The organism is Halalkalibacter okhensis (genome assembly GCF_000787375.1).
GTDB lineage: Bacteria > Bacillota > Bacilli > Bacillales > Bacillaceae_D > Halalkalibacter > Halalkalibacter okhensis.
Map to the genome: position 1 here is coordinate 26870 of NZ_JRJU01000007.1, position 25208 is coordinate 52077.

The 25208-nt window shown below is 38.0% G+C and carries 23 protein-coding genes and 2 pseudogenes; 4 read left to right on the forward strand and 21 right to left on the reverse strand.

What is annotated here, in order from left to right; all coding sequences use genetic code 11:
* Positions 1 to 133: 133 nt before the first annotated feature.
* Together LQ50_RS07050 and LQ50_RS07055 are read right to left on the reverse strand one after the other, a co-directional pair.
* A complete protein-coding gene (locus tag LQ50_RS07050) occupies positions 134 to 709 on the reverse strand; it encodes a GNAT family N-acetyltransferase (protein WP_034627560.1) in 576 nt (191 codons plus the stop codon).
* Positions 710 to 711: 2 nt separating this feature from the next.
* Positions 712 to 1803: an NAD(P)H-dependent flavin oxidoreductase gene (locus tag LQ50_RS07055; RefSeq protein ID WP_034627563.1), complete on the reverse strand. Its 1092-nt coding sequence runs from the start codon at positions 1801 to 1803 to the stop codon at positions 712 to 714.
* A 264-nt stretch (positions 1804 to 2067) separates the two neighbouring features.
* On the opposite strand from LQ50_RS07055, the gene LQ50_RS07060 reads away from it, so the two are divergent.
* Positions 2068 to 2904 (forward strand): quinone oxidoreductase family protein, encoded by an 837-nt coding sequence (locus LQ50_RS07060; RefSeq protein WP_308417917.1) that lies wholly within the window; start codon positions 2068 to 2070, stop codon positions 2902 to 2904.
* A gap of 153 nt (positions 2905 to 3057) precedes the next feature.
* Positions 3058 to 3525 carry a YusW family protein gene (locus LQ50_RS07065; protein WP_034627566.1) on the forward strand — a complete coding sequence of 156 codons (468 nt, stop codon included), beginning with the start codon at positions 3058 to 3060 and terminating at the stop codon, positions 3523 to 3525.
* A 440-nt stretch (positions 3526 to 3965) separates the two neighbouring features.
* Here the strand turns inward: LQ50_RS07065 and LQ50_RS07075 are convergent, their stop codons facing one another.
* The 4 genes from LQ50_RS07075 to LQ50_RS07090 all read right to left on the reverse strand — a co-directional run bounded on the left by LQ50_RS07075 (position 3966) and on the right by LQ50_RS07090 (position 6820).
* Positions 3966 to 4685: a YybI family spore inner coat protein gene (locus LQ50_RS07075; protein ID WP_034627570.1), complete on the reverse strand. Its 720-nt coding sequence runs from the start codon at positions 4683 to 4685 to the stop codon at positions 3966 to 3968.
* Between the two features lie 179 nt (positions 4686 to 4864).
* Complete coding sequence (locus tag LQ50_RS07080; protein WP_034627573.1) at positions 4865 to 5302, reverse strand: hypothetical protein; 438 nt, start codon at positions 5300 to 5302, stop codon at positions 4865 to 4867.
* Positions 5303 to 5443: 141 nt separating this feature from the next.
* Positions 5444 to 6103 (reverse strand): CoA transferase subunit B, encoded by a 660-nt coding sequence (locus LQ50_RS07085; RefSeq protein WP_034627576.1) that lies wholly within the window; start codon positions 6101 to 6103, stop codon positions 5444 to 5446.
* A 27-nt stretch (positions 6104 to 6130) separates the two neighbouring features.
* The gene (locus tag LQ50_RS07090; protein ID WP_034627579.1) at positions 6131 to 6820 is read right to left on the reverse strand and encodes a CoA transferase subunit A; all 690 of its coding nucleotides are present in this window, start codon (positions 6818 to 6820) and stop codon (positions 6131 to 6133) included.
* Positions 6821 to 7089: 269 nt separating this feature from the next.
* Here LQ50_RS07090 and LQ50_RS07095 point away from each other — a divergent pair, with 269 nt between their 5' ends.
* The gene (locus LQ50_RS07095; protein ID WP_034627582.1) at positions 7090 to 7983 is read left to right on the forward strand and encodes a LysR family transcriptional regulator; all 894 of its coding nucleotides are present in this window, start codon (positions 7090 to 7092) and stop codon (positions 7981 to 7983) included.
* 158 nt (positions 7984 to 8141) lie between these two features.
* On the opposite strand, the gene LQ50_RS07100 is transcribed toward LQ50_RS07095, so the two are convergent.
* The 15 genes and pseudogenes from LQ50_RS07100 to nikA all read right to left on the reverse strand — a co-directional run bounded on the left by LQ50_RS07100 (position 8142) and on the right by nikA (position 24136).
* The gene (locus LQ50_RS07100; RefSeq protein WP_034627585.1) at positions 8142 to 8861 is read right to left on the reverse strand and encodes a LutC/YkgG family protein; all 720 of its coding nucleotides are present in this window, start codon (positions 8859 to 8861) and stop codon (positions 8142 to 8144) included.
* Positions 8858 to 10288: a LutB/LldF family L-lactate oxidation iron-sulfur protein gene (locus LQ50_RS07105; RefSeq protein WP_034627588.1), complete on the reverse strand. Its 1431-nt coding sequence runs from the start codon at positions 10286 to 10288 to the stop codon at positions 8858 to 8860. Before LQ50_RS07105 ends, LQ50_RS07100 begins: the two co-directional genes overlap by 4 nt.
* Before the next feature lie 16 nt (positions 10289 to 10304).
* Positions 10305 to 11024, reverse strand: coding sequence for a (Fe-S)-binding protein (locus tag LQ50_RS07110; protein WP_034627590.1), 720 nt, complete (start codon positions 11022 to 11024; stop codon positions 10305 to 10307).
* Between the two features lie 71 nt (positions 11025 to 11095).
* Positions 11096 to 11854, reverse strand: a complete 759-nt coding sequence (locus tag LQ50_RS07115; RefSeq protein ID WP_034627826.1) for a DeoR/GlpR family DNA-binding transcription regulator — start codon at positions 11852 to 11854, stop codon at positions 11096 to 11098.
* A 130-nt stretch (positions 11855 to 11984) separates the two neighbouring features.
* Positions 11985 to 13246: pseudogene (gene rhaA / locus LQ50_RS07120) on the reverse strand (L-rhamnose isomerase).
* Positions 13224 to 13559, reverse strand: a complete 336-nt coding sequence (locus LQ50_RS26415; protein WP_308417915.1) for an FGGY-family carbohydrate kinase — start codon at positions 13557 to 13559, stop codon at positions 13224 to 13226. Before LQ50_RS26415 ends, rhaA begins: the two are co-directional and overlap by 23 nt.
* Before the next feature lie 69 nt (positions 13560 to 13628).
* A pseudogene (locus LQ50_RS26420) lies at positions 13629 to 14398 on the reverse strand (FGGY family carbohydrate kinase).
* A 353-nt stretch (positions 14399 to 14751) separates the two neighbouring features.
* A complete protein-coding gene (locus LQ50_RS07130) occupies positions 14752 to 16821 on the reverse strand; it encodes a bifunctional rhamnulose-1-phosphate aldolase/short-chain dehydrogenase (RefSeq protein ID WP_034627592.1) in 2070 nt (689 codons plus the stop codon).
* A gap of 397 nt (positions 16822 to 17218) precedes the next feature.
* The gene (locus LQ50_RS24880; RefSeq protein WP_202595361.1) at positions 17219 to 17371 is read right to left on the reverse strand and encodes a Fur-regulated basic protein FbpA; all 153 of its coding nucleotides are present in this window, start codon (positions 17369 to 17371) and stop codon (positions 17219 to 17221) included.
* A 316-nt stretch (positions 17372 to 17687) separates the two neighbouring features.
* Positions 17688 to 19034 carry an MATE family efflux transporter gene (locus LQ50_RS07135; protein ID WP_052144629.1) on the reverse strand — a complete coding sequence of 449 codons (1347 nt, stop codon included), beginning with the start codon at positions 19032 to 19034 and terminating at the stop codon, positions 17688 to 17690.
* Between the two features lie 44 nt (positions 19035 to 19078).
* Positions 19079 to 19846, reverse strand: a complete 768-nt coding sequence (locus LQ50_RS07140; RefSeq protein ID WP_034627593.1) for an ABC transporter ATP-binding protein — start codon at positions 19844 to 19846, stop codon at positions 19079 to 19081.
* A complete protein-coding gene (locus tag LQ50_RS07145; protein ID WP_070808121.1) occupies positions 19843 to 20658 on the reverse strand; it encodes an ATP-binding cassette domain-containing protein in 816 nt (271 codons plus the stop codon). Before LQ50_RS07145 ends, LQ50_RS07140 begins: the two co-directional genes overlap by 4 nt.
* The gene (nikC, locus tag LQ50_RS07150) at positions 20655 to 21506 is read right to left on the reverse strand and encodes a nickel transporter permease (protein ID WP_084138649.1); all 852 of its coding nucleotides are present in this window, start codon (positions 21504 to 21506) and stop codon (positions 20655 to 20657) included. Before nikC ends, LQ50_RS07145 begins: the two co-directional genes overlap by 4 nt.
* Entirely contained in the window at positions 21506 to 22453 is a 948-nt protein-coding gene (gene nikB, locus LQ50_RS07155; RefSeq protein WP_052144630.1) for a nickel ABC transporter permease, read from the reverse strand. The genes nikC and nikB overlap by 1 nt, the downstream gene beginning before the upstream one ends.
* A 138-nt stretch (positions 22454 to 22591) precedes the next feature.
* The gene (gene nikA, locus LQ50_RS07160) at positions 22592 to 24136 is read right to left on the reverse strand and encodes a nickel ABC transporter substrate-binding protein (protein WP_034627597.1); all 1545 of its coding nucleotides are present in this window, start codon (positions 24134 to 24136) and stop codon (positions 22592 to 22594) included.
* 309 nt (positions 24137 to 24445) lie between these two features.
* Between nikA and LQ50_RS24265 the strand changes: the two genes are divergently transcribed.
* A complete protein-coding gene (locus tag LQ50_RS24265; protein WP_052144631.1) occupies positions 24446 to 25105 on the forward strand; it encodes a phosphatase PAP2 family protein in 660 nt (219 codons plus the stop codon).
* Positions 25106 to 25208: the final 103 nt, after the last annotated feature.

Consider the following 25208-nt stretch of genomic DNA (forward strand, 5'->3'; position numbering starts at 1 on the left):
GAATTTTTCCTTTCTTCAATGAACAAATATACATTATATTCCATTGTAACAAAAATACATTATACAGTCTCGCTGATTACTCCTTTATAAAAAATATAAGCGTCCCCACTGTTGTTGTAGGAACGCCCTCTTTTCAATCACTTACTTGCAGTTTCACACTAGCATAGATGCACGTATCTCTTAGCTCTTTTCCATCTGCTGACATGTCATCATTTTTTAAAATCCCTTCCAAAGTAAATCCTAATCGTTCAGGTACCTTACGACTTTTGTCGTTTTTTGAATCACACCGTATTTCTAACCTACATGCTTTTAACTCTCGAAAAGCAAAATGAGCAATTTCTTGCACAGCTTCGGATATATACCCATTCCCACTATATCGAGAGTCAATCCAATATCCAATTTCAAACTTAGGAACGTCCCAATTGATTCGGTGTAACCCAGATGAACCTATAAATTCACCTGTATCTTTGAGAAAAATAAGCAATCGTAAATCCTCACGCTGTAGAAATTTCACATAGGCATCTCGTATATTAATTTCTGTCTCTTGTTCAGATGGTTCCTTCTGTGCAAATGGCAACCAAGGTTGGAGTTCTTTTATCGATGCTTGAATCGCATCAAAAACTACTTTGCCATCTCCAGGTTTTGGCATACGTATAAGTAATCTTTCACTTGTAAACTCTGTAGGAAAATCAATTAATAACGGATTCATCTTTACTCACCAACTTTATTTTGATTACGAATCGTATTTGCTTCATCTATCATTTTTTTTATCAATGATTTAACTGTTTGCTTTTTAGCCAACCTTGGGCTTTGTCCAGACCACAGAGACAGGAAATCTTTATTATTTTGTAACGAGGATGCTGTTCTGATGTCTTTCGTTAGCGTGTTTTGAACAGGGAAGTTCGGTAAAGATGCTTCATGTTGCTGCATTTGTAAAATAAACTTATTTTGTACCCCTCTTGCCCATTTTCCAGAAAAAGAACGTGTTAACACAACTTGATCTTCACTTGAATTGAGGATTTCTTCTTTATGTATGTCAGTAGCTCCACTTTCGATACAAGTCAAAAATGCCGTACCCATTTGTACTCCTCTAGCTCCCAAACAAATAGAAGCCATTAGTCCTCGTCCATCCATAATTCCTCCAGCAGCAACAACAGGAATGGTTACACAATCGACCACTTGAGGGATCAACGACATTAAACCAACTAAACTTTCTTGAGAGGTATTCATAAAAGTTCCCCTATGTCCACCAGCCTCACTGCCTTGCACGACAACAAAATCCATTCCATTTTCTTCGTTTTCAACTGCTTCTTTTACAGTAGTAGCCGTTCCCATTAGAATGATATTCTGTTGTCTTAATTGATCGATTACTTCTTTAGATGGAAGACCGAATGTGAAGGAACAAACAGGAACTTTTTCATCGATGACCACCTTCATTTGCTCATGAAACGTCTCTAATTCATCCGTGAACTTTGGGATTTCAAAGCTTTCTATAGCTTGTAAATCTAATTGTTCTCGGATTGGCTGTAAGCACTTGATCGCTCCATTTATTTCGGCATCGCTAGTTTCAAATTCACTTGGGACAAAAAGATTAACGCCGAAACTATTGGATGTTAACTCTTTGACTTCCCTAATTTGTTCTCGCAATTGATTAGGACTCAAATAACCTGCCCCTATCATCCCTAGTACTCCGCAATTTGACGCCTCTGCAACGAATGTTGCCGTTGTTATTCCTCCTGCCATTGGTGCTTGGATAATTGGATATTTTATATTCAACAGCTCAGTCATTTTATTATTGAGCATCACTACACCTCAAATTGAGTATTCATTTACAAACAATAATTCTAGACAAAACGAACAAATCCCTTCTCATTCACCTAATCTGTTAGAATTATGGTATTTTATAATTGTAATCTATAACAAAGGAGGGAATATAATGAAAGCCGTTATTCAAGAGGAATTTGGAGGACCAGAAGTTTTACATTTACCGAAATTCCTAAACCACAAGTAACTCATCAAGATGAAATACTCATTAAAGCATCTTATACAAGTGTCAATTATGCTGATATTAAATCACGTAATGGCCATAAAAAGAAGGGGAGCTTCCCTATGGTTTTAGGACTAGATGTCGCTGGCATCGTAGAAGAAGCTCCGCGCGATTCTTACCTCAAAAAAGGCGACCGAGTCATTGCTTTTCCAAAATTCGGATCAAACTCTGAATATGTTATTGCTAGTGAACCTTTAGTTTTTAAAGTGCCTCATAGTCTATCATTAAAGAATGCAGCCGCAATCCCTACGGTTTCCATCCTCTCATACATGCTGCTACATGAAATTGCACAAGTGAAAACAACAGATACAATTGTCGTTCATAGCGCAGCGGGCGGGGTCGGTTCTATGCTTGTACAGTTGGCGAAATTAGCCGGAGTTCTTACTATATTTGCTACTGTCGGGAGCTTAAATAAAAAACAGTTTGTCGAAGACCTTGGAGCAGATTTCGTGTACTCCTACGAAGGCTTTTCTGAAAAAGTTCTTCGTGAAACTAATAATCATGGAGCAAATATTATATTTGATTCTGTAGCAGGTACAGTAAGTGAAAAAAGCTTAGAGTGTCTGGCATTATATGGGACACTCGTCCAGTTTGGAAATAGTAGTGGGTCTGTTGGAACGTTTAAAACTAGTGACCTACACAGTAGTTGCCGAAATATTAAAGGCTTTAGTCTAGGAACAACTAGAACACATGACCCAAAACGATTGGCACCCGCTGCAGCAAAAGTATTAAGCTTATTCGCAGAAAACAAGCTTTCAATTCCAATCGCAGCAATGTTTGATTTGAAACATGTTGCAATGGCCCATCAACTGATGGAAAGTAGAAAACATACAGGGAAAATATTGATTAAAATTTAAATTTCTGAAAATCACATTTTTCTTTTAATCCTTCCTCTAGCAATGGGAGGGAAACACGCCGTAAGGAAAGAACGAAAAATGGATAAAATAGTGAAAATAAGGACACTATTAGCTATGTATCGTATTTTCATTCAAAAATTGAGGTGCAAATTGATGAAAACAGTCTTACCAGTCCTATCACTTACTATCATTATCACTTCACTATTAGTAGGTTGTGGTACGAATGAAGGAACCGTCGAAGAACCAGTAGGTGATAATCCTCAAGCTCCTATCGATCAAGAAACAGATGCAATAGAGGACATTGAAAAGATTGAAGAATTTGAACTAGAAATCGACTATGTTAATAATGATGAGCTTGACATGGATTATAAGAACAGAAATGGTTCTACCGCTGCTGAAGTAGAACGAAAAACAGCTGATGGAAAAGAAGAGATAAAAGGGGATGAGGCATTAGCAGAGATGGAAAACCTCATTCAGCAACTCACACTACATCCAAATACAACACCAGAAGAAGCTCTTGAACAAGTATTAACTTCTCTTAATATCCAAAGAGACGACATTAGAAAATTGGAGCTTGAAGTCGACTTTACTACTGGTGAAAAACTAAAAGCAAATATGTAATAAGAGACACCCCTTTTTGAGAAATATTTAAAAGGATTTTTGCCTTTTTATATTTCTAAATGGGGTGTCTCTTTCCGTTTTCCAACGATAAAATTCCAACTAACAACAATAGTACGGATAAGGGTAAGGATACGGGCGATATGGTGGATAGACCGGGTATGGCGGATATGGGTATCCATACCATGGTCGGGGAGCTAATAATGCTCCAGCTGCCACTCCCGTTAAGAATGGTAGTCCGAATGGGAGAAACCTTTCATTTCTACCATAAAAAGCATGGGTGTTCCTAGTATAATTATTTGGGATCACGTTCATCTTCCTCACTAATTTTTTAGTCATTACACTAAAAGAATATGCCTCACCTTCAACAAATTCTTGGGTGTTCGTTTAGTTTTTTTAAAGTTTTGTGATAAATGCTGATTGATTTTCTTCAAAGAGCTAGGTTATTTTCCCGCTCCAAAAATCGCGACGTATTGATCTTGCAAGACAATGCGATCGACTTGCCATCTTAGAGTGTTCATAACATACCCTAACGAATCTGCATTATATCTTCCCGCTATTTTTTGATAAGCTAATAACTCATAGACTCCATTTAAATCCATGTCAACAGGGTATAATCCACTTAAAGGGTTCACAAAACCGTTAATTGGACTTTTCAACTTGCCTTTGTGATCATATATTTCATTTAAATAATTCGGATCCCTTAAAGACAGATCGATCAAGTACGTTTCATTCGTAGTTTCACTGAATACATTAACTTTATAAAAATCTTGGTAAGTAACCACATATTTGAATATCTCATTATATACATTGGAATCAAAAAGCAATTGAGCCTGGTTATTTACAAAAGAATAAAGAAAATGATACATAATCCCACCGCTGCCACCCGTTGCAATACTGATGAAAATGTCATCTATACCATCCCCTGTGAACTCTCCTAAAAATAAAGAAGGATCATACCCTGTATTCTCAGGTAAAGGAACTGTAGTCATCCTCCCTGAGCTTCCATCTTGGACAACCAATGTTATATTTTGCACAAATGGACTTTCTGGTGTCTTATTCCCAGTTAAGTACACTGTATCCATAACACCATCTCCAGTTACATCTCCCCTAGCACTAGTAATGACCTCTTGCTGATTCATATTAGACCTATAATTGTACATAAAATACCCCTTTTTACTTATGCTTTTACCCTATCCTATGGGCTTTGATAAATATTGCTACCAAAAAGGCAATCGTCATTTTTTATCCCTACGAAAAGACACTAAAAAAGGTAAGGTCCCCCTTTTTTAGTGTCCTCATAATTCTAATTATACAAAATCACATGAATCGTATACCGTTATTAAGAACATGTAAATGAGCTGATTTCTCTTAAGCTAATTCCAAAGTATACCCACCTAAATCCATTCCATCTAAAACCAGATACGGATCTTCTTCCTACAAAGGTTGGATAGAACCAAAACTGCTGACGATTTCTTAACCATACATACGTAAATCTAAATAGGCATCTTCTAATGCTACCTGGGTCAATGGCAAATGCTTCTACTTGTTGCGTTTGAGCTGGAACAAAGGATGGTGGAGGACTAGTTGGCGGACCCGCTTCTGGACCTGGGCCTGGGCCTGGAGGCGGTCCTGGCGGTGGGAAGCTCGGTCCTCCTCCAGTTGGTGGGAACATAGGACCAAAAAACCTTGAATCAATGGTTCCTTGTTGTTGTGGATAGAAATGTGCCGTCTGACCAGTTGCATGGTTAGACCACATTTGTTGATGATTAAAATGCATCCATAGCACTCCTTTTCTTTTTAGGCATACACCATCATATTCAATACCCGCTAGGCATCAACTTGTACACAAAAAATGTGTATTTACCCAAAAAGAAAAGGGCAGCAAATGAAATCACATTGCTGCACCCACCAAATCTATCTAGTTTTGCTTAGATAATACTTTATCCGAAATGATTAATTGCGGTTCGGTAGAATTTTGAATATCCTCAATTGTATATCCTTCTACGACTTCAATTAACTCTAAACCGTTACCAGTCACATCAATCACAGCACGGTCTGTAATAATTCGATTCACAACACTTTGACCCGTCAATGGCAAAGAGCATTTTTTCAATATCTTCGGTTGGCCCGCTTTATTTACGTGTTCCATTATAACGACTACTTTTTTAGCACCGTGAACTAAATCCATGGCACCACCCATCCCTTTAATCATCTTTCCAGGGATCATCCAGTTTGCCAAGTCGCCGTTTTCTGCCACTTCCATTCCACCTAAAATCGCTAAATCAATATGGCCTCCACGAATCATCGCAAATGACTCAGCATTGCTAAAATAACTTGCTCCTGGAATCGCAGTTACCGTTTCTTTCCCTGCATTAATTAAATCTGGATCAACCTCACCCTCGGTTGGGTAAGGTCCAATTCCTAATAAACCATTTTCTGATTGCAAAAAGATGTTTTTGTTCTCAGAAATGTAATTAGCAACCATCGTCGGCATCCCAATTCCTAAATTAACGTAAAAGCCGTCCTGTATCTCTTTTTCTGCTCTTTTTGCGATTTGAATTCTAACATTTTTACTCATCGTTTCTCCTCCAATTTCATTAAATATTTAGGCTTGCACCGTTAAACGCTCAATTCGTTTTTCTTGTTTTCCGACAATCAGACCTTGAACGTAAATACTTGGAGTATGAATTTCGTCTGGATCTAATTCACCTACTTCGACAATCTCTTCTACCTCGGCAATCGTTACTTTTCCAGCGGCCGCCATCATTGGGTTAAAGTTTTGTGCTGTTTTTCGATACACTAAGTTCCCAAGCTTATCTGCTTTCCACGCTCGAACTAAACTCACATCCGCTTTAAAGGCTTCTTCTAATAAATATTCTTTTCCATTAAATACTCTAGTTTCTCTTCCTTCTGCAATCGGTGTTCCCACACCAGCCGGGGTATAAAAGGCCGGAATGCCTGCTCCGCCAGCACGAATTTTTTCAGCTAGAGATCCTTGAGGGACAAGTTGCACTTCTAATTCGCCACTAAGCACTTGTCTTTCAAATTCCTTATTTTCACCAACATAAGAGGCAATCATTTTTTTAATTTGCTTATTACTTAAAAGCAGGCCAAGACCCCAATCATCTACCCCACAGTTATTTGAAATCACCGTTAAGTCTTTCACATTTTTTTCACGAACAGCCTTGATGAGGTTTTCTGGTATTCCAACAAGTCCAAATCCCCCAACCATTATTGTCATGCCGTCTTTAATTTCCACCACTGCTTCTTCAAAACTGGTATATAATTTTTTCATTCTTTTCCCCTCTTCCTATGGTTTCTTTCATTAATTAATGGTGACGTCTAGCCCACGCCGAAACAAAGCCATTTTTCATTTAAGAACGAGATTTTGATAACGCTTACAACAATTACCTTATTTATATGCTTTTTCTCGTTCCTCCTTCACCGAAACATTATTTGAATTTTCCAATTTCCCTTAACTAAAGTTTACACCAATCTATTTTATGAGTAAAATAAATAAAAGGAATAAATTTTATTTCAATTTCGAATAAACGAGGGATCGCCTTGGAATTAAAAGATTTAAGGTACTTTATAGAAGTCGTTAATTATGGAAGCTTTACGAAAGCGGCAGCCAATACCTATATCTCACAGCCTACATTAAGTAAATCATTAAAAAAATTAGAATCAGAACTCAAAGTCGAGCTATTTGAGCGCTCTACAAGAAAATTAAAATTAACAGATGCCGGTGAGATTGTCTACAATCAAGGTGGTAAAATATTAGACGCTACGAAAGAACTTACGACGTTATTAGACGATTTAATGAATTTACCGACTGGAAAAATAAAAATAGGCATTCCCCCATTAATAGGAACCCTCTTTTTCCCTGCCATTGCACAAAACTTTGGGAAAGCTTATCCAGACGTAACACTAGAGTTAGTCGAGTTGGGAGCAAAACGGATTGAACATTTAGTTGAAGAGGGACAAGTCGATGTTGGCATCATTGTTTTGCCGATAGAAAACAATAAATTCGATATTCTCCCCTTTATAAAAGAAGAATTTATGCTCTATACCCATATCCATCACCCTTTAGCAAATAAAGAAGCTGTTACTATCCAACAGCTAGCAGAGGAAAATTTTATTCTATTTAACCGGGAATTTGCCTTACATGAACTCATTATTGAACATTGTAAGAAGGCAGGCTTTCAACCGAATATTGCTTACGAGAGTTCACAATGGGATTTAATAGCGGAACTAGTAAGTGCCAAGCTTGGAATTACTCTGTTACCTAAATCAATTTATGCAAAGATGGATCCAAAAGCTATCAAAATTACGCCATTGCAGGAGCCTCCGATGTGGGAGCTAGGTGTGATTACGAGGAAGGAGCGTTATCAGTCTTATGCAGTGAGGACGCTGCTTGCGTTTTTAACAGAAGATGAACTTTTATTAAATAAGTCATAACAGGACCTAAGACTTACCTTTCAGTTAAAAGTTCAATTAGTCACTGCATATACTTTTCCCTATCCGCTCACATCAAAGTTTAAACATTAAAGGATAATACGAAAACTTTTACGTATTATCCTTTATCTATAGGTACTTATTATTGTTAGCCTTTATACTTATTTATCCTCAACAATCAAATAATAAGCCTTAACCGGTCCGTGTACCCCTACAACTAGGTTCATTTCAATATCTGCACTATTACTAGGCCCAGAGATAAAATTTATACAAGATGGAACCGTTCCGTGCTCCTTTTGCAGTTTGTGAATATAACTAGTCGCTTGTGTCATCCGTGGTACGATCGTGCTCTTTGGAATAATCGCAATATAAAAGGTTGGCAGTAAACTAACTGATCGGCCCTTTCCCTTATCACTTAATAAAACGACGGTTCCAGACTCGGCTAATGTCATATCTGCAAATGTAATACCGATATCAGCTCTTTCAGCCATTTTCACATTCTCATCTGCAAGACTAGGATCCCATGCATGCACATTGATCCCTTTAGAGGAAGCTTGTTCAAAGTAATGATCCACTCCATACTCCTGGAATCTTGGATCATCCCAGCTTACAATTGACTTAGCGTCCCAGTCATCTACTACTCTTTCTAAAACCTCTTGAAGAGATTCGGTCGTCACTACTTCTACTTGTGTATGAATGTTCTTGCATTGTTCTTTTAATCTTTCAACCAATTGATCCTGGCTTAATCCTTTAAACACATCATGCTGTGGTTGATGCTTCCACTTCGGTGTGGCGACAGGGTTGCTTTTTCTTTCACGTCCTAGACTTTTCGCTATTTGGTCTAGAAAACGATCTTTATTTTGAATGCTTCCGGTTGTCATGACTTGTCGCCGCCTTTCTCACGTTTTTTGTACCATTCTCTAAAGCTCTGTTTACTTGGCTCAGGAAAATCACGAATATCCGTCCACGGCTTAATTGGTCCGGGACCTTTTTTGATTTTTCCTTCACTTACAAGGGGACCCATCATCGTTGGGGCAGCTTTTGAACCAAGGTTGAAAAGCTTTGGTGAACTGGCAGCTAAGGAAAAACCTTTCATGGCAAGCTTTTCGCTAAAGCCTGCTCTTCCTTGCTCTTCGACAATGTTCCTGCGATGTTTGATGAGTAAATCATGTAGAGGTATTTTCACAGGACATGCTTCCGTACATGCACCGCATAAACTAGACGCATAAGGCAATTCCTTGTAATCATCATAACCGCCAAGTAATGGCGAAAGCACAGCACCAATTGGTCCGGGATAGATCGAACCATACGAATGGCCACCCACATGACGATAAATAGGACAAACATTAATACAGGCTGCACAACGAATGCATTGCAAGACTGACTGAAATTCTGTCCCTAGAATATCCGAACGGCCATTATCGACAATAACTAGATGAAATTCATCTGGACCATCAACATCGCCCTCTTCTTTAGGTCCCGTTAATCCAGTTATATAACTTGTTAATTTTTGTCCAACTGCACTTCGGCAAAGCATACTAACTAAAACATCTAACTCTTCCCAAGTAGGCACGATCCTTTCCATGCCCATCACCGTAATTTGCGTTTTAGGCAAGGTTGTTGCAAGCCTAGCATTCCCTTCATTTGTCACAAGCAAAATGGCACCTGATTCTGCAACGGCAAAGTTACAGCCAGTAATTCCAATATCTGCAGATAAGAATTCGCCACGTAATTGTTCTCTAGCAAACCAAGCGAGTTCCTCTGGCTTAGAAGATTTTGAGTAGCCTTTTTTGTCTTCAAAAGTTTCCCTTATTTGGTCCTTATTTTTGTGTAAGGCAGGAGCAACAATATGAGACGGTGGATCATGGTCATCAATTTGAAGGATGTATTCCCCTAAGTCAGATTCTATGACTTCACAACCAGCTGCTTCTAACGCTTCATTCATGCTGATCTCTTCAGTTACCATTGATTTTGATTTGATGACCTTTTTGGCTTCCTTTTGCTTGGCAACCTTTGTAATATATTCATTTGCTTCTTCCGCTGTTTGCGCAAAAAAGACATGTCCTCCTCTTTTCATCACCTTTTCGGAAAGTTGATCTAAATAATAGTCTAGGTTCTCTAACGTATGTTGACGTATCTCTTCAGATAATGAGCGCCACTCTTCCCAATTTCCTAACTCTTCCTGTGCATCTAGTTTTCTACCTTTTAATCTTTCCTGTGCAGAAACCATCGCAGTTCGCATAAAATCATTTTTAATTCCCTTGTCGACTCGATCAAAAAATTGATCCTCACTGATTTTCATAGACACTAGCAATCACCACCTTTTATTGTTTGCTATTTAATACTTGCGCGATATGCATGACTTTAATAGGCTTTCCCTGACGTTCAATTCTTCCGCCAATATTCATCAAACAGCCACAATCGGCTCCAATTAATACTTCTGCTTCCGTTTCTTCGATATGCTCAATTTTCTCATTGACCATCTGCTCTGAAATCGGCATCATCTTTACTGAAAACGTTCCTCCGAAGCCACAGCATGTCTCTTTATTTGGAAGACTAGCAAACTCTAATCCTTCTACATTTTTTAATAATTTCATAGGAGCATCCTTTACCCCTAAAAGTCGTGTCATATGGCAAGATGTATGGTAGGTTGCTTTCTTATTGAAAATAGCTCCAATATCATCTTTCTTTAACACATCTACAAGAAATTGCGTAAATTCAAACGTCTTTGTCGCTAAAGTAACCGCTTTTTCTTTCCATATTGGATCATCTTCAAACAAATGACTATACTCATGAATCATAGCCCCACAAGAACCCGAGGGAGTCACTACATAGTCCGCATGCTCAAATGTTCGAATCATATGTTTGGCAACGTCCTTCGTTTCTTTATGATAACCACTGTTATATGCCGGTTGGCCACAGCATGTCTGCGCTTGAGGAAAATCAACGTTACAGCCATTTTTCTCAAGAATTTCAATAACATCCTTACCGACACCTGGGTAAAACACATCAGCTAAGCATGTTACAAATAAAGATACTTTCATTGTTCTCCCCTCATTTCAGAGATTTAGTGAGGTTATCTACAAAGGTAATCATTACCTTTTGCCATAAACCCTTACGAGCGAATCATTCGAATTCCTAGACCGTGAAATTCTTCAATCTGCTCTTGATCTGTATTAGAATCAGTAATTATTGTATGAATTGCATTGATCGTCCCCACTCGTGAAAAAGCCTGCTTTCCAAACTTTGTGTGATCTGCTAGCAAATATATTTCATCAGATATGTCAATCATTTTCTGCTTTACTAATGCTTGCATTTCATTTGAATCGCTAATTCCACGTTTCGTGTGTATACCTTGGCAAGAAATAAATGCCTTGTTCACATGATAATATTCCAATGCATTATTCGTTTGCGGTCCAACAAATGATAAGGACCTCGGTAACATCGTACCGCCTACCATAATGACGGATACCTTTTCTCGATTTGCTAACTCCGTTGCAACTTTCATCGAATTCGTTAACACTGTTACGGGAAGGTCAGGTAATCTTTTTGCCATGTACCAAGCTGTTGTGCTCGCATCTAAAATAATCCGATCATTTACTGATACATACTTAACGGCTTCCTCGGCTACCGCCAACTTTTCTTTCACATTTCGTACTTCTCTTTCAAAGTACGGATCTTCAATTTCATTTTCCTTTATGCTAACGGCACCGCCATGACTACGTTGAAGCTTCCCTTCACTTTCGAGCTTCTCAAGATCACGACGAATCGTCTCTTCTGTTACTTTAAATACCTGACTTAATTCAGAGACACGGATACTGCCTTTTCCATTCACTAATTCTGTAATCTTCTCATGCCTCTCAGCTACGAGCATCTCATCATCTCCCATAATGCTGTTTTCACCATTTGTGTTCTGTATTCGGTATAAATTTTATCATTATTTATATCCAGAAGTAAAAGTGCAGTCAGGCCTTTTTCCATTTCAAGCCTGACTGCACCGTCAATTAGTTTCGATTCGATAGAACCTTCTCTTCGTATTCGCCACATCGTTTAACCATTGTTCTTTTACAGGGACATTCATTTGTTCACAGTAGTAGTTCCAGATCGCTCCAAATGGATATGTTTTACATTCTTCTAACAGAGCAAGTCTCTTTGTATAATCACCATTCTCCTGCATTTCTTTCAGCTGGTCGTTTGGCATGAGCATGGCAAATAATAGGGCTTTCACCATATTGCGCGTCCCAATTGTCCAAGCTGCAATACGGTTAATGCTTGCATCAAAGAAATCTAAACCTATCATTACTTGATCAAGTGCATCATTTCGAACGATTTCTAGGGCGATTTCTTTTAATTCATCATCGAAAGTCACGACATGGTCGCTATCCCATCGAACAGGTCTAGATACATGAAGAGCTAGTTTTTCATTAATTAATAACTTCGCAGAGATTTTATTCGATACCATTTCTGTTGGATGATAATGACCTGTATCAAGTAAGCAGAGCTTATTATTTTTTAACGCATAGCTTAAATAAAATTCATGCGAACCGACCACAAACGATTCTTAACCAATTCCAAACAACTTGCTTTCTACTGCATCAACGTTATAAGCTTCATCTATATCTACAGCAAAGATCTCATCAAGAGATTCTTTCAGTCGTTTTCTCGGTGTAAGCCGATCACTAGGAATATCTTTGAATCCATCTGGAATCCAAATATTTGTTAACAAGGAGTTCCTAGTTCCTTTCCAAAATACTCACCGATCTTTCTACTAGCAATACAATGATCAATCCAGTACTTTCGATTCTCTGGATCAGGATGGGTAAGAGTTAATCCGTCAGCTGCTTTTTCATGTGAGAATTAAGTTGGATTAAAATCTATACCGAGACCATGTTCTTTTGCCCATGCGATCCATTTTTCAAAATGCTTTGGCTCTAATTGATCTCTTTCTACAACCTCACCATCTGTCTCAGCATAAATCGCATGTAAGTTAATACGATGCTTACCAGGGATAAGAGATAATGCTTTTTCAAGATCCATACGAAGCTCTTCAGGAGTTGTTGATTTGCCCGGATAGTTTCCTGTTACATCAATTCCACCTGATAAATCTCCTTTATTAACTTCAAATCCACCAACATCATCACCTTGCCAACAATGGACGGAAATAGTAACCCTTTTTCCTTTTCAGCTTTTTAAAAACCTCTTCTACATTAATGCCCCACTGCTCATATTCTTTTTTAGCTAGTTCAAACTGATCCTTGACGCTCATCATAAGCCTCCTCATTTTCATTATAACTTTTTACGTATTTTTTCACTTCAAAGGATTGGTTGATCATAGTTCTCGCTTCATCAATATCCTGAATTTCACCTAATGCAATCAACTGTGCAATGAGGTTTCCGATCGCGGTTGCTTCGACTGGACCGGCGTAAACGTCTTTGTCCGTAACTTCTGCAATTAATTGATTAAGGAGTTCATTTTGACAACCGCCACCTATAACATTAATGCTGCTAAATTCTTTTTCGAAAATGTCCTCGATTTCTTCTACCGCTTTTTTGTAGCTACTCGCAAGACTTTCAAACACACATTTAGCCACTTCGCCTGGCAGTTTGGGAACTTGTTGCCCGGTCCCCCTACAATAATTTTGAATTTCTTAAATTAGAGTGTCTGGTTTTAAAAACCTCTGATCATCCACGTTCACCGTTGAAGTAAATGATGTCACATTACGAGACAATTCAACTAATTCAGCAAAAGAATATTTATTATGATAGTTACGTCTTACTTCCTGAATCATCCACAGACCCATAATATTTTTTAAGAAACGAAATTGATAATCCATTCCACCTTCATTTGTGAAATTGTAATCTAACGCTTTTGTTACACAGATTGGAAAATAATTTTCGATACCTATCAAAGACCAAGTACCAGAACTAATGTAGATCGTGTCCTCTACTTTTGGAACAGCTAGTACTGCTGAACCTGTATCATGCGTTGCCGGAAGAATTACATTTAAATCAAAGCCGAATTCTTCAACTAACTCTTCTCTCAAACTACCGAGTGTCTCCTTTGGCACTTTGACTTCTTGAAACATATCGAAATTTAACCCTAATGTATGGATGATTTCTTTATCCCATTTCTTCGTAAAAGCATTGATTAATTGAGTCGAAGTCGCATTGGTGTACTCATTCGCTTTTTCGCCAGTTAGTAAAAAATGTAGAACGATTTTGCTTTTTCTAGCACTTCAGAATGCTGCTTCTTTAATGCATACAATTGGTAGATCGTATTGAATTTTTGAAATTGAATTCCAGTCTCTAAATACAAACGTTCTTTCATCAGTAATTCTGTTACTTCCTCCATGAGCCCATCCGTCCTAGGATCACGGTAGGAAACAGCATCCGTAAATGGTTGGTCATTTTCATCCAATAAAACAAAATCAACTGCCCATGTATCGATCCCAATACTAACAGGTCTAACCCCTAAGTCATTGCATTTTTAATGCCCGTCTTTATTTCTGCAAACAGCGCTTCAATATCCCAACAAAAGTGCCCATTTTTTTCAATAATGCGATTATCAAAACGATGTATCTCCTTCAAATGTATTTGACCTTCATTTAGGTCTCAAAGAATAAGCCTTCCACTTGAAGCTCCAATATCAACAGCCAAGCTATACTTCTTCATCCGGCACCTCCTAAAAGCGTAAGCGCTTCCTTACACTCTTACATAAAACATCCAACCCCAGTTTTTAGCAACTTACTACCAGGGTCAGAATTTAATAGATTAACGGGTGAATGCGGCAGGCACACCACCGTCAACTGTAATCATACAACCTGTTGTCTTCACTGCTTTTGACGATGAGAAGAATAAAATAGATTCAGCAATATCTTTTGGATAAATATTTTCAAGTAACGTCGTACGCTTACGATAGTGTTCTTCTAATTGATCTGGCTCAATTCCATAGGCGGCTGCACGTTCTTCACGCCAACTCGATCCCCAAATTGCCGAACCTTGAAGAACTGCATCTGGAAGAACAGAGTTCACACGGATTCCAAACTCTCCACCTTCAGCCGCAATACATCTTGCTAGATGTGTCTCAAGCGCTTTAACTGAACTATATGCAGACGCATTCTTCCCAGCATAGACAGAGTTTTTTGATCCGATAAAGACCATGCTTCCACCTAATGCTTGATCTTTCATTAGTTTGAATGCTTCGCGGGCAACTAGGAAATACCCTGTTCCAAGTACATTCATATTTAAGTTCCATTCCTTTAGTGTTGTTTCATCAAACGGACTTGAGGTTGCAAGACCAGCATTATTAACAATAATATCGACACCACCGTACGTAAGTGCAGCTTGTTCAAATGCAGCTTGAACTTGCTCTTCACTTGTTACATCCATCTTTACCGCAATAGCTCGGCTTTCCCCGTATTGCTCATTAATGTCTGCAGCAACTTTCTTTGCACCTTCAAGGTTTAAATCTGCAAGAACAACATGAGCTCCTTCTGCTACAAACTGACGGCACGTTTCACTTCCAATTCCACCTGCTCCTCCTGTGACAAATGCTACTTTTCTAGAAAATTCTGCTTCTTTTGGAGCTAATGATAGTTTGTAAAGCTCAAGCGGCCAGTACTCAATATTATAAGATTCATTTTCATTTAAAGACACAAAGTTTCCAAGAGTTGTCGAACCTTTCATAACCGCAATGGCACGATGGTAAAGAGCACCACTAACGTTGGCCATTGTCGCATTTTTACCAGAATTCACCATCCCAATTCCAGGAATTAAAATTATTCGTGGTGCTGGCTCGAACATAACATCACCTTCATTTTTGTTACGTTCAAAATACGCCTTATACTCTTCTTTAAATGTCTCAACACCTGTCTTAATTCCTTCCACCAATTGATCAACATCCTTTGTTGAAGGATCCCAATCTATATATAACGGCTTCATCTTTGTGTGTACTAAGTGATCCGGACAAGCGGCCCCCACTTGTGAAAGTTCAGAAGCATCTATGCTATTAACAAACTCTAGTACATCCTCTGCATGATCGTATGTTAAAAGCATTTTCTTTTCATCACTTACCGCTCCACGAATGACTGGCATCACTTTCGCTAAAATACTCTTTTGATCTTCTACAGTTAATGAGTCATATTTCTTGCCACCAAATGTAGCGTTTTCATCAACACGTGCGTTAATATATTCTTCCGCTTCATTAATTACGGAAATCGTTTTGTCATAACTCTCTTTAGCCGTTTCACCCCATACTACTAAACCGTGCTTTTCCATTAAAACAAGATCTGCATTTGGGTTATTCTGAACACCTTCAGCAATCATTTTCGAGAGTGTAAATCCTGGTCGTACGTACGGAACCCAAACGAAACGGTCACCAAAAATTTCTTTAGCAATCTCTTTTCCGTTATCTGCACAACAAATGCTGATGATCGCATCTGGATGTGTGTGGTCGACATGATTAAATGGTAGGAAAGCATGAAGCAATGTTTCAATCGAAGCACGTGGATGTTTGCTATCAATCATACAATGACCCAAGTATTCTACCATTTCTTCATCAGACATTTCATCACGTTCGATTAATGGACGAATATCTTCTAAATTTAAGCCTGTGAAATTCTTTGCTTGCATGGTCGCAAGGTCAGACCCGCTCCCCTTTACCCACATTACTTCAATATCGCGGCCACGGAAATCTTTTTCAATCGTTTTCATTGATGTGTTCCCACCGCCCCAGTTACAAACGGCACGATCTGATCCTATTAAATTAGAACGATATACAAGTTCACTAAGTCCAGCAGTTAATGTAGTAGCTTTTTCTTCATTCCATAAATTCTGTACCATAATTACCTCCGGCGAAATCTTTATTTTCTTCTGAAATAAATATAACACCTTTGTTTTCTTTTGTATATACTTTTGTTTTGTTTTGTTATTTGGATTTTAAAAGAAAAGCAAGCTAGTCCTTTAGAGCTTACAAAAACAAAGAACTTCACTATAAATAAACATTTGTGTCATCATCATACATGACCGCCTCCTTTTTATGATTTATTTGTTTTTGTTTGTGTTTTTTTCGGTTTAAATTAACCAAAACTATTAACTAAATATTTTGTTTTAATTTGACAAAAAAGCTAAGAAAGTCTGTACCTATTATATAAGTACAGACTTTTGCGAGTTATATATCATATAAAGTAACAATCGAGGTGCATTTACTTACTAGAGGCTATAACTCTACTCATTATTATTAAACCTTCTCACTGACTCTACTATATTCACTTTCCAATTCACTTAAAGTTAATTCGTATAATTGACGATTATCAGATGATTTATAAGCTCGCTTGTTTAATAACTGTTGAATAATCTGTTCTTTGCGATCTAGCTTCAACGCATCGTCCATCCTATCTTTCCTCCTTTTAGGAAAACAATTCCTACCCTTCATCTTCCCAACGTTACATTAACACCATAATAATTGATAATGATTATCAAAGTCAATAGTCGAAAGGAAGGTTTTGTAAATAGTATGTCCAATGGTTTTCATATGCAAAATAAGCCGTAATAACCAATTTCAGTTATGAACAAACTGGTTACTACGGCTTACATTTAATTTAACCTAATGATACCCATGCGCCCCCGATTCTTCTTGTAATGTTTGCAGTTTTTTTAAACACAAAAAGACGCAACGATTAAAGTATACGTCTAAAAGTAGATATTAATTAAAAATGACTTCGAGATAACTTTGGTACATACAACGATAAAAAGAAAGAACGAGCCAAGCTAAACAAAACAAAAGCTAGCCAAATTCCATGTTGCTGATAAAGAGGGACAAATAACCAAATAGCTACCAAAAATATGCTCAAGGCTATCGCTATCGAATCTCTAATCGATTTTGCCTCTGTTGCACCTGAAAAAATCCCCTCCAATTGCAGGCCCCAAAAACCAACAAATGGAAAAATGAGCAACCATATCAAGAGATCGCTAGCCACCATTCTTACATCTACTATCGTAGTGAAAAATGAGATGATTTCTGGACCTAATAAGAAAATAAAGAAAAATAATAGAAAAGCCGATACAAAACCCCATTGTGCAGATAATACATACGCACGCTTATAAAGGGACAGACTCCCTCCTCCTATTGCTCGCCCAACAAGGATACTTGAAGCATTCGCAAACCCACCAAATAAATAGGCCATAATATAATGAATTTGCAATAAAATAGCATTGGCTGCTAACGTGACTTCGCCCATGTTAGCACCTTTTGCAGTAAAAACTCCAGTCATTATTAATAAACATACCGTTCGTAAAAATAAGTCTCTATTTACTTTTAACATCTTAATCACTTGTGTAGACTGCAGGATCATTTGCATGTTAATTTGAGCAATCTTTTCTCTATTTGCATAGACAATAAACCAAGCTCCCAATATAACAGCACTGACTTCAGATATTAAAGTGGCATACGCTACTCCGCTAACCCCCATCCCTAATCCTAGAACAAATACGATATCTAAAATAATATTTAATACATTCATCGTTATTTGGGTCGCTAAAGCTAATCGAACCTTCCCCATTCCAATGAGCCAACCAATCATTACATAGCTTAATAAAATAAATGGTGCACTCCAAATTCGAATCGAGAAATAGGTAGCGGCAAATCCAGACACGTTTTCGCTACCACCAAGTAAACGCAATGCTAATTGTAAAATAGGTTGCTGCAAAAGGATAAATATCAACCCAAAAAGCACGGCCATGATCATGGGTCGTAAAAAGGATAAGAGAATCTCATTTTGATCTTTTGCTCCTTCTGCCTGAGCAGTGAACCCACTTGTACTTACACGAAGAAAGCCAAGAAGCCAATACATCGTATTAAAAATGACGGCTCCTATCGCTACTCCACCGAGCGAAGCAGGATCAGGAATTTGTCCAACTACAGCCGTGTCAACTGCACCGAGTATCGGCGTTGAGATACCAGAGATAATAAGAGGGACCGCCAATACTAAATACTCTTTATGAGTGAACGTCTTTGTTTTCTTTCCTTCTAATGATGAAGATGTTGCTAGGTTCATATATTTCTCCTTTTCCTTCATTCATCCCTTACATTCGCTTTATTTTAGATTGCTGCTGCCTGTATTAATGCTTTCGTATATGGATGACGTTCTTCATGATAGATGTCTGACAACTGAAATTGGTCGACAATCGAACCACTTTTTAAAACAATCAACCTCTCACATAAAAATGATACGGCCCTAATATCATGAGAGATAAAGAGAATGGTCATGTTTGATTTTTGCTGTAGCTCTTTTAGCAAACGCAAAATTTGAACTTGAACTGTAACATCTAAGCTTGCTGTAGGTTCATCACAAACAAGGAGGGAAGGTTCAATACTGATGGCTCTTGCAATACTTACACGTTGTTTTTGCCCACCACTTAACTCATCTGGATAACGATCGACCATTTCTTTATCTAATCCGACCAATTCAAGAAGCTCTTCTGCCATTTCTTTTCTTGAGAGGGACCCTTCAGAAAAGAAGGAAGGTGTAACTTCCTTAAAATTGTCTAATGGCTCTAGTAAGCTTTTCCAAATCGGCAACTTAGGATTTAACGTACTTGTTGCATCTTGAAAAACCATTTGAACACTTTTTCGATATTGCCTTAAGTCGGAACGCTTCCTCGGGGCGATTGCTCTGTCATTAAACCTAATTTTGCCTTCTTTATACGTGTCCAATCCTAATAAAATCCTTGCTAACGTGCTTTTTCCACTTCCACTTTCCCCTACAATGCCGATACATTCTCCTTCGTTAACTTGAAACGTCACTTGCTTCAAAGCTTGAATACGTTTTGCATATTGTTTGGAAAGTCCTTCTACAACTAAACTCATACAGGTATCACTCTCTCTGTTACTAATGGCTCTTCCGGAAGTGCCAATAAACAAGAACATAGTTTTTTAGTATAGGGGTGCGTGTGATGACAACGAATTTGTTCTGGCAACCCTTCCTCAACGATTTCCCCTTGATTCATAACATACATACGATCTGTCCGTTTATAAGCTTGGGCCAAATCATGTGTAATCATTAATACTGCACAATCCGTTTCTGTACGAGCTTGATCAATATAATCCAACACCTTTTCACCATTCATCACATCCAATGCCGTTGTCATTTCATCACAGATTAATAGTGAAGGTTTGAGCGCAATAGCCATTGCAATCGAAGCCCGTTGTACTTGTCCGCCACTTAGTTGAAATGGATAACTACGATAGACTCGTTTTGAATCTAAACCCATTTCTTCAAGAACATGTAAAGCTAAGTTTGCTGCCTCTTTCTTCCGTAGTTGTTGATGTGTACAAATCGTTTCAACCAACTGTTTCCCAATTTTGATATATGGTGTAAAGCTCCCACGATAATCTTGAAAAATGATTCCAATCTCTTTTCCTAGAAGACTTCGATGTTGCTCGTTTGTCATTGTTAGTAGGTCTTTGTTTTGAAACATGATATGTCCAGTTACATTCATTTCAGATGGAATAAGCCCCATGATCGTTTTCGCCGTCAGGCTTTTTCCACTCCCGCTTTCGCCAATAAGACCCACAATTTCCCCTTTATTCACCTCAATATTTACTTTGCTTAATAGTGTTTTTTCTTCAGATATAATCTTTATTTGCATATCTTTCATTGATAATAGAGACTCGCTCACAAACCATGCCTCCCTTTTCGAATATCAAAATAACGTTTCAATCCATCTCCAAGTAAGTTACAACATAATACAGTTAACATAATAGCCAGACCTGGAAAGATCATTAAAGAAGGGACAACTTGAAAGTATCCTCGTCCATCGTTAAGCATCGCTCCCCATTCCGGCAAAGGAGGCTGTGCTCCAAGACCAATATAGGACAAAGCTGAAATAAGTAATATTACTTTACCAACGTCAATGGCTGCCATAACAATTATGTCTGGCATGACTTGTGGCAACAAGTGCATACGAATCGTTTTCAAAGAACTTGAATAGGATACTTTGGAAACGAGCACATACTCTTTCTCATTTTCTGCAAGAACTAAACTACGAACAACTCGCGCATAAACAATCCATCTTACTAAAACAATGGCAATGATGATGTTCGTTAAACTCGGTCCTAACATACCAGCAATAGCAATAGCTAAGATAAAATCAGGAAAAGCTAAAATTCCGTCTATGATTCGCATAAAAAAAGCATCTATTCTTCCACCAATATAGCCAGAGAGAAGGCCAATTGGAACCCCGATACATACGGCCATAAAAATGGCAAACATCCCTAGTCCAATCGTGAGCTTAGCACCATAAATGATTCTAGAAAAAACATCTCGACCTAGTTGATCTGTTCCAAGAAGGTGTGCCGCAGATATTCCTTGCAGTCTATTACTCATATCAATTTGAAATGGATCATAAGGAATAAAGACGCCCCCAAATAACATAACCGCTGTAAGGAAAATGGCAAGAATAATCCCTATGCTCATATTTACATTTCGAAAAATACGAGTTGTTCTTCTCCTCATTGCTGCTTCCATTAAACGACCTCCTTCCCTTGTTTTATTTGCGGATTAATAATTAAATACATAATATCTACAATCAAATTGGTTACCACAACTAAACATCCTACGATGATGATATATCCTTGTATAACCGGATAATCACGCTGCATCACAGCATTGACAATCAACTCACCCATACCTGGCCAGGAAAAGAGAATCTCAATAACTGTGATTCCTCCTAACAAACTGCCAACACTCAATCCAAACATCGTAACCAACGGAATAAGACTTCCTCTAAGGGCATGAACAAGAAGAATTCTTCTCCTTTTTAACCCTCTTGCTTTTGCTGCTTCAATATACGAGCTCTGCAATGTAGCAATCAGCCGTTCTCGTAATAAGCGAATATACATTGGCGCCATAGCGATTCCTAGAGTAATAGATGGCAACACAAAGTGAGCTAGCGTTCCTGTACCCATAACAGGTAAAATACTAAATTTTAATGAAAACAAATAAATGAATAGCAACCCTAACCAAAAACTAGGAACAGAAGCGCCGACCATTGCTATCCATCTACTAACGTAATCTTGCCAACGTCCTTCATATACAGCGCCAAGCACTCCTAATGGAACGGAAATGAGAAAAAGAGCGATCATGCCTCCTACTGTTAAAGCCAATGTTGCTGGCAACCTACTCAAAATCATATCGAGCACTGGCCTTTTAGCAATGATCGATTCTCCTAAATCAAATTTCGCAACACTTAAAATCCACTGACCATACTGCACGAGAATTGGTTGATCAAACCCATATTCTTTCATGACTCTCTCTTCATCCACTGTCGTTGATATCACATCATCCACTTTTAAAATAGCTCTTATCGGATCACCCGGTGTCATTTTCATCAACAAAAACGTAATAAATGAGAGAACTAAGACCATGATCATTAGTTGAATAAATCGTGCACCAATCATGGATATTATTCTCATCGTACTCACCTTCCAATCATCGTTATACCTTGAAAGGACACTGCCAAAAGGCTATCCTCCTTTTTCAGTGTCCTTTATTTGTAATATATAAAAAGGTTGTTATCTCTTTGAGAGATCCTTTTTAGCTTTCAATTCTTGTTATTCTACATCCATTGTATTAGTAATTAGGTAATACTCCTCAGCACCTGGGCTCCAGTTTTTAACACGCTCATTTACTCCTACAATAATGTGAGGATATAAAATGAATGATTGTGGAACTTCTTCCTGAATGATTTCGACAGCTTGCTTTTGCAAAGCAATTCGTTCATCTAGGTCAGCTGTTACATTTAGCTGTTTTGTAAGTTCATTTAACTTAGGAATATTGATTTGCCCCGGATTCAAAGATCCTTCTGGCAAATAAGCAACATTAAAGAAATATCCACCGTCGCCTCTTGGAGCTGTTAAATTAGAATACGTCACTAAATCCCATTCATCTTGTTGATCCCATAAATAACTATCAATATTTTCAACTGTTACAATATTTATCTCTATCCCAATACTCGCTGCTTCTGCCTGCAAGTATTGCGCCATTAACGGCAATTCAGGTCTTCCTTGGAACGTTGCCAATGTTAATGTTAGTGTCTCTCCGTCTTTTTCTAATTTGCCATTATCATTTTTTTCATATCCTGCCTCTTTCAGTAACCATTCTGCTTGTGCTGGATCATAGCTTTCTGGCTCACCTTCACTTGCAAATGCAAAGTCAGGATTGAACGGTCCATTTGCGGCTGTGGCATGGCCATTCATGATTTCATTCACCGCAACAGGACGGTTCACTAATAGATCAAGTGCTTTTCGAACATTGACGTCTTTAAGGGCAGGTTTTGCTGCATTATAAAGAATGAAATGAACACGTAAGCTTGAAACCGACTCAACGAGAAGGTTGTCACTTGCCTCAATTGGATCGAGTGCCTCAGGAGGCAAATGATAAGCAATGTCGGCTTCGCCCGATTGAAGAGCAAGAGCTCGTACATTTCCATCCGAGTTAAACTTGACTGTTACTTCCTCTAAATTTGCTGCCCCGTCCCAATAGTCATCGTATCTTTCTAGATTTATTTCTGCTTCAGAAGTAAAATCAACTACTTGAAATGGTCCTGTTGCGATTGGTTGTTCACCTATATTTTCTGCATCAACCTTAATAATTGAAGCATTTGTATGTACCAATTCAGAAAGAAACGCTGGATATGGTTCTGTCGTAGTAAATGTAACCTCTTGTCCAGTTGCTTCTATTGACTCAATGTTCAAATTGGACGCGAGTGCTTCATTGACTTCCATCACTCGTTCAAAGGATGCTTTTACAGCTTCACCATCCACAGCAGTACCATCATGGAAGGTCACTCCATCTCTAATCTTAAATGTCCAAGTTCTCTCATCGATTTGTTCCCAAGATTCAGCTAACCATGGCTTAATTTCTAAATGATCGTCAACTTTCACTAATGTTTCTGCAATTCCTGCACGTACACCCATCCAGTCTTGGTGAGGGTCTATCGTTGTTGAAGCGAAACTAAACAATAACGTTACTGACTTATCTCCTGCTATTTCACTTTCCTCTTGAGAACTAGTTGTCTCTTCTGGATTACTACATCCCACAGCAATAACTAATAAAATAACAAAAACAACATAAAATACGGATTGCTTACTTAACACGTCTCCACTCCCTTTTCGTGTTACTATCTTTCAAGATTCGTTTGAATGACAAAATCAACCTCACTAATAGCAACACTCAAATCGTAATGATTATTATTCCTAATTAAATTTACTTCAGCCTATCAAGGGCTGTCAATAACAAATCGTAATAATTACGAAATAAAGAATAGAATTAGGTAGTATTTTATTCTTTACATCTGCTATCAACTTGAAAAATTCTAACTTTCTTCAACATCTTTGATCTTTCAGCCAACAATTTGTGATGATACAATAGAAGCTTATTAGACAATATAGAAAGAGTGACAACTTATGATTGAACGAAAGAAACACCCCTTTTTTATTGCAACAGGTTGTTTATTGTTATTTATTCTAATTTCAGTTCTGTCCTCCTTTAACCAGTTGGTAAATTTTGATCAGACGATCATTTCAGCTTTAACAGATGGAATCTCTCCTCTTTTCCTTGCAATCATGACAGGAATCACGAAATTTGGTTCTGGTGAGGTCATGTTGATTTTAACTGTTGCCATTGGATTTCTATTATTCATTAGAAAAATGTGGGGATATGCCATTTTTTTGTTTACATTGATGTTTGGAGGGATTGCATTAAACTTTATACTAAAGATTCTGTTTCAACGCGAAAGACCAGGTGAAATGAGTGTCATTGAGGTATTTGGCTACTCGTTAGAAATTGCTTCCTATAGCTTTCCTAGTGGTCATACCATGCGAAGTGTGATATTCTTTTCATTTTTAAGCTATTTCTGTATTAGGATCATAAGAAACTCTTTTGCAAAAGCATCGGTTACCATCCTTTTCATTTCCATGATAATCTTGGTAGCGTTAAGCCGAATTATAACTGGCGCTCATTTCCCTTCTGATATTCTCGCAGCTGGAACGATTTCTATTGCCTGGTTTTACTTTTGTTTACTAGTTCTACGCATTTTATTTAAAGATAAACTTTCCATTACGTAAGCTTTTGTATGATTTACTAATTGTAAATATCATCTATCTTTATACCTATGTCTCCCTACTTAAACGATAAAAAGCAGTTCCCACTTTAAAACGGGACTGCTTT

What these genes read in the sequence shown, in the direction of transcription:
- LQ50_RS07130 (WP_034627592.1), bottom strand. Translation starts at nt 16,821, where the DNA reads ATGGTACAGAATTTATGGAATGAAGAAAAAGCTACTACATTAACTGCT.
- LQ50_RS07135 (WP_052144629.1), bottom strand. Translation starts at nt 19,034, where the DNA reads ATGAACCTAGCAACATCTTCATCATTAGAAGGAAAGAAAACAAAGACG.
- LQ50_RS07055 (WP_034627563.1), bottom strand. Translation starts at nt 1,803, where the DNA reads ATGCTCAATAATAAAATGACTGAGCTGTTGAATATAAAATATCCAATT.
- nikC (WP_084138649.1), bottom strand. Translation starts at nt 21,506, where the DNA reads ATGGAAGCAGCAATGAGGAGAAGAACAACTCGTATTTTTCGAAATGTA.
- LQ50_RS07065 (WP_034627566.1), top strand. Translation starts at nt 3,058, where the DNA reads ATGAAAACAGTCTTACCAGTCCTATCACTTACTATCATTATCACTTCA.
- LQ50_RS07080 (WP_034627573.1), bottom strand. Translation starts at nt 5,302, where the DNA reads ATGCATTTTAATCATCAACAAATGTGGTCTAACCATGCAACTGGTCAG.
- LQ50_RS24880 (WP_202595361.1), bottom strand. Translation starts at nt 17,371, where the DNA reads ATGGACGATGCGTTGAAGCTAGATCGCAAAGAACAGATTATTCAACAG.
- LQ50_RS07085 (WP_034627576.1), bottom strand. Translation starts at nt 6,103, where the DNA reads ATGAGTAAAAATGTTAGAATTCAAATCGCAAAAAGAGCAGAAAAAGAG.
- LQ50_RS24265 (WP_052144631.1), top strand. Translation starts at nt 24,446, where the DNA reads ATGATTGAACGAAAGAAACACCCCTTTTTTATTGCAACAGGTTGTTTA.
- LQ50_RS07140 (WP_034627593.1), bottom strand. Translation starts at nt 19,846, where the DNA reads ATGAGTTTAGTTGTAGAAGGACTTTCCAAACAATATGCAAAACGTATT.
- LQ50_RS07075 (WP_034627570.1), bottom strand. Translation starts at nt 4,685, where the DNA reads ATGTACAATTATAGGTCTAATATGAATCAGCAAGAGGTCATTACTAGT.
- nikB (WP_052144630.1), bottom strand. Translation starts at nt 22,453, where the DNA reads ATGAGAATAATATCCATGATTGGTGCACGATTTATTCAACTAATGATC.
- LQ50_RS07100 (WP_034627585.1), bottom strand. Translation starts at nt 8,861, where the DNA reads ATGACAACCGGAAGCATTCAAAATAAAGATCGTTTTCTAGACCAAATA.
- LQ50_RS07115 (WP_034627826.1), bottom strand. Translation starts at nt 11,854, where the DNA reads ATGCTCGTAGCTGAGAGGCATGAGAAGATTACAGAATTAGTGAATGGA.
- LQ50_RS07050 (WP_034627560.1), bottom strand. Translation starts at nt 709, where the DNA reads ATGAATCCGTTATTAATTGATTTTCCTACAGAGTTTACAAGTGAAAGA.
- LQ50_RS07110 (WP_034627590.1), bottom strand. Translation starts at nt 11,024, where the DNA reads ATGAAAGTATCTTTATTTGTAACATGCTTAGCTGATGTGTTTTACCCA.
- LQ50_RS07090 (WP_034627579.1), bottom strand. Translation starts at nt 6,820, where the DNA reads ATGAAAAAATTATATACCAGTTTTGAAGAAGCAGTGGTGGAAATTAAA.